Raw genomic sequence first — 3,767 nt, 5'->3', positions numbered from 1 at the left:
GCGGTGCTGATCGCGCGGTCGCGGTGACCGCCGCGTCCACGGCCGTCCCCGGCGCTGCGCGGCGCCGGGTCCGGACGGCGCGCGCGCTGGCCGAGCCGCCGTGCGCGGGCCGGGCCGCCGGTCCCGGCTGGTCGCGCTCTCCGCGGGCCTGCCCGTCCCGCTGCTGCTGGGCGTGCGGATCGCCGCGCGCCGCCCCCGCCGGACGTTCCTGGCCGCCGCGAGCACCGCCGTCACCGCCGCGATGCTCGTCGCCGCCCTCGCCATGCACCGGCAGGTCGAGAGCGAGGACGCGGGCGCGGTCGGCCCCGCGTTCGTGCCGGGCGCGGGCAACCCGGTGACCGAGCGGGTCGGGCAGATCATGCTGGTGCTGGCGCTCGCCCTGCTCCTGCTGGCGGCGGTCAACGCGGCGCTCACCGCCTGGACGACCGCGCTCGACGCCTCCCGCACCGCGTCGCGCTCGTCCGCGCGGTCGGGGCGACGCCCCGGCAGGTCGCGTCCGGGCTCGCCGCCGCGCAGCTCCTCCCGGCGTGCGTCGCCGCCGAACGCCGGGATCCCGCTGGGGCTGCTGGTGCACCGGGCCGCGCTCGCCCTCGGCCCGGCGGCGAGCCGCGGCCGGCCGACGTCCCGGCGGGGTGGCTCGCGGCCGTGGTGCCCGGCACGCTGGCCGCCGCGGCCGTCCTCACCGCCGTCCCGGCGCGGCGCGCCGCGAACCGCCCGGTCGCGCGCGTCCTCTAGAACGTCCGGGACGTCAGCGGGAGAAGTACCGGCGGGGGTTCTCCACGAGCATCTGGTCGAGCTGCGCGTCGGTGACGCCGCGGGCGCGCAGCGCGGGCAGGACGTCGTCGCTGATGTGCCGGTAGTTCCAGTTCGGCGCCATGCCGCGCAGCAGTTCGGGGTCGGGGCCGAACCAGTCCATGAAGCAGCTCGCGTCGTGGCTCAGCACCATCCGGTCGGCGTAGCCGCGCTCGCACATCGCGACGAGCGTGCTCACCCGGTCGGCGGTCGAGTTGTACGCGTCGAGGCCGAACCGGTCCATGCCGAGGATCGCGCCGGTGTCGGCGAGCTCGCGGAGGTAGTCGAGGTCGTTGCTGTCGCCCGCGTGCCCGATCACGACCTTCGACAGGTCGGCGCGCTCCTCGCGCAGCACCCGCACCGCCTCGCGTCCGGCTCGGGTGGAGCTGTCGGTGTGGACGGTGATCGGCGCGCCCGTCTCGCGGTGCGCGCCCGCGACGGCCCGCAGCACCCGCTCGACGCCGGGCGTGAGGCCGGGACGGTCGACCGCGCACTTGAGGAACGCGGCCCGCACGCCGGTGTCGCCGATGCCCTGCGTCAGGTCCCGGACGAAGTCGGCGATCATCGGGTCGGGGCCGCCGAGCATCGTGCCCGGGCCCCGGTAGTGGAACTGGAACGGCAGGTCGTTGTAGGTGTAGATGCCGGTCGCGGCGATGATGTTGAGCTCCGGCACCCGCTCGGCGATCCCGGCGATCCGCGGGATGTAGCGGCCGAGGCCCCACACGGTCGGGTCGGCGATCGTGGTGATGCCGCGCTCCACGAGCTGCCGCAGCTTGCGGACGGCGTCGGCGGTGCGCTCGTCCTCGTCCCACCAGTCGCCGGCACCGTAGTTCTCGACGTGGTCGAGGCTCAGGACGAACACGTGCTCGTGCATGAACGTGCGGCCGAGCGCGCCGACGTCGACGGGTCCGCGGACGGTCTGGACTTCGGCCATGGCTCTTCCTCCGAACACACGGGGTGCATACCGACCGGTCGGTTTCTGGCAAGCTAGGACCCGGGACGCGGCCGCGTCAATGCTTTCGACCCCCGGAGGTGCCCAGGTGACCGACCTCGAACGGCCGGACGAACGGCCGGTGCGGGCGAGCGCGGTGGAGCGGCGGATCCTCGCGGCGGCGCTGCGGCTGTTCGCCGAGCGGGGATTCGACGGGACGTCGGTGCAGGGCATCGTGGAGGCCGCGGCGGTCACCAAGGGCGCGCTGTACCACTACTTCGACTCCAAGGACGATCTGCTCTACGAGATATACCACTCGCTGATCGCCCGGCAACTCGCCGACCTCGACGCGGTGCTGGCCGAGCGGCTCCCGCCGCGCGAGACCGTCCGCGCCGTCCTGGCCGGGCTGATCCGCAGCACCGCCGGGCACATCGACGAGGCGAAGGTGTTCAGCCGCGAGATGCACCGGCTCGACCATGTGCGGATGCGGTCCGTCCGCGCCGACCGGCGCCGCTACCACGTGACGTTCCGCGGCATCGTCGAGCAGGGGCAGCGCGAGGGCGTCTTCGCCCGCGCGACCCCGGCCGAGACCGTCACGATCGTCGCGCTGGGCATGGTGAACCAGATGCCCGCGTGGTGGCGCGCGGACGGCCCGAAACCCGCGGAGGCGCTCGCCGACGAGGTCGCCGGGTTCGTCCTCGCCGCGCTCGGCGCCGCCGGGTCTCAGCCCTCCGCGGACTGATCGGCGCGCGCGGCGAACGCCGCCACGGCGACGGCCAGCAGCGCGAGCACGCAGATCGTCACCGCCATCGGGACGGCGGTGTCCTCGCCGCCGATGCCCGCCAGCGGCCCGGCGGCGCCGCCCATCGTGAACTGGCCGACGCCGAGCAGCGCGACGCGCTCCGGCGATCCGCGGCGGCCGTCCCCACAGCGCCAGCGCCGTCGTGTTCGGCAGGACGAGCCCCTGCCCGGTCGCGACGAGGAACATCGACGGCAGCGCCCAGGCCAGGCCGAGATCGGCCAGGACCGCCACCAGCAGCAGCACCCCGCCCGTCGCGACGATGCCGAGCCCGGTCCGCAGCAGCCGTCCGAGCGGCACCCGCCCGGCGAGCCGCCCGCCGACCTGCCCGGCCACCATGATGCCGACCGAGTTGACGCCGAACGCGATGCTGAACCCCTGCGCGGACATCCCGTAGACGTCCTGCAGGACGAACGGCGAGCCGGAGATGTAGGCGAACAGCGCGGCGAACGACAGGCCGAGCGTCAGCACGTACCCGGCGAACGGGCGGTCGGTGAGCAGCTCCCGGAACGTGCGCAGCGTCGCGCGGACGCCGCCGGTCTGGCGCTCGCCGGGCGGCAGCGTCTCCCGCACGCCGAGCAGCGCCGCGAAGAACAGCAGGACCCCGACGCCGGACAGGACGGCGAACACGCCCGGCCACGGCGTGATCCGCAGCAGCTGCCCGCCCGCCACCGGCGCCAGGATGGGCGCGATCCCGGTGACCAGCATCAGCATCGAGAAGAACCGGGCGGCGGCGACGCCCTCGAACATGTCGCGGACGACGGCGCGCGCGATCACGATCCCGGCGGCCCCGGCCGCGCCCTGCACGAACCGTGCCCCGATCAGCGTCTCCACGGTCGGCGCGACCGCGCACAGCAGCGACGCGGCGGCGTAGATCGCCATCCCGGCGAGCAGCGGGCGGCGGCGGCCGAGCGCGTCGCTGAGCGGGCCCGCCACCGCCTGCCCGAGCGCGAGGCCGATGAGGCAGCCGGTCAGCGTGAGCTGCGCCAGCGACGCCCCGGTCGACAGGTCGTCGGCCACCTCGGGCAGCGCGGGCAGGTACAGGTCCGTGGACAGCGGCGCGATCGCCGTCAGCGCACCGAGGACGGCGATCAGCGCGAACCGTCCGCGGGACACGGACGGCGCGGACGGCTCGGGCGGTGCGCCCGGGGAGCCGGGCGGTGCGGCGGGGGAGCGGGCCGGCTTCGGCCCACGCGGCGTGCGGGGCGGCGTCCGGCCGCCGGGGGGTCTGCGACATGGGGAGGT

3 protein-coding genes and 1 pseudogene are annotated in these 3,767 nt (G+C 75.7%); 1 reads left to right on the top strand and 3 read right to left on the bottom strand.

Annotated features, from left to right (window positions below; genetic code table 11):
* Positions 1–447 (bottom strand): hypothetical protein (locus BJF79_RS62950; RefSeq protein WP_262402981.1); only part of this gene is annotated, 447 nt, incomplete at its 3' end.
* A 301-nt stretch (positions 448–748) separates the two neighbouring features.
* Positions 749–1,726 carry a phosphotriesterase gene (locus tag BJF79_RS34330; protein ID WP_075903692.1) on the bottom strand — a complete coding sequence of 326 codons (978 nt, stop codon included), beginning with the start codon at positions 1,724–1,726 and terminating at the stop codon, positions 749–751.
* Between BJF79_RS34330 and BJF79_RS34325 the strand changes: the two genes are divergently transcribed.
* The gene (locus tag BJF79_RS34325; RefSeq protein WP_316043491.1) at positions 1,665–2,465 is read left to right on the top strand and encodes a TetR/AcrR family transcriptional regulator; all 801 of its coding nucleotides are present in this window, start codon (positions 1,665–1,667) and stop codon (positions 2,463–2,465) included. The two genes, BJF79_RS34330 and BJF79_RS34325, sit on opposite strands and share 62 nt — an antisense overlap.
* A 219-nt stretch (positions 2,466–2,684) precedes the next feature.
* On the opposite strand, the pseudogene BJF79_RS34320 reads toward BJF79_RS34325, so the two are convergent.
* Positions 2,685–3,638 (bottom strand): annotated as a pseudogene (locus BJF79_RS34320) (multidrug effflux MFS transporter); the annotation flags it as partial.
* Positions 3,639–3,767 lie beyond the last annotated feature (129 nt).

Origin of the sequence: Actinomadura sp. CNU-125 (assembly GCF_001942465.1) — a bacterium.
Classification (GTDB): domain Bacteria; phylum Actinomycetota; class Actinomycetes; order Streptosporangiales; family Streptosporangiaceae; genus Spirillospora.
The sequence above is the reverse complement of the archived record's forward strand: the minus strand, read 5'-3'. Positions and strand labels throughout refer to the sequence as shown.